The 677-nt window shown below is 30.8% G+C and carries 1 pseudogene; it reads right to left on the reverse strand.

The annotated features are described in order from the left end of the window. Positions 1-677, reverse strand: a pseudogene (locus AC1DWB_RS36760) (hypothetical protein); the annotation flags it as partial.

The following is a 677-nucleotide window of genomic DNA, read 5'->3' on the forward strand; positions in this document are numbered from 1 at the left end:
AAACCAAGTAGTACGGCACCTATAGGTATGATTAAAGAGGAATATCTAATTTGTTCAATTTTACTTCCTATTTTTTTCCTAAAGTATTTTGTCGATTGATGAATAATTACCGTATTTGCTAATGAGGAAAATATTAAAATACACCATGCTTTTACGGATAAAAAGCTACTCGGATTAATTTGCAGCTCCTCTCCGTAGACTCCTATTTTATTCATAATAAGCAATGAAAATATTACTGTTGTTATTAATGAAAACACAATTACTAATTGTTTCCGTGTGGTACAAAATATAAGTCCAATTACTAATACAATTGGAAATAATAAATATGCTCCTCTAGAGTATGTTAGTAAGAACGACAGCATACTAGGTAGCAGCATAAAACAGTGGAGGCCAACTATATATTTATTTTTTGCAGTAGCAGACATATAAAGTGCAGATAATATAATAGCCAYCAAATAAGCCGCATAGCTATTGGGATATTGAAAGACACTTGCTAGCCTGCCAGTTAATATCGAATCTTGATAAGAAACGTTTGCAAATAAGCAGAGATATCCGAACAGCACTAAAATATATGCTGAAAAAAAGATTCCATTTTGAATTAATGAGATACCTTTATTTGATTTAGAAAAATGGTAGCCCAGCAAAAAGAATGTGGTATACATTAAATAAATATATAC

It is taken from the genome of Paenibacillus sp. P4_E11, from assembly GCF_056401635.1.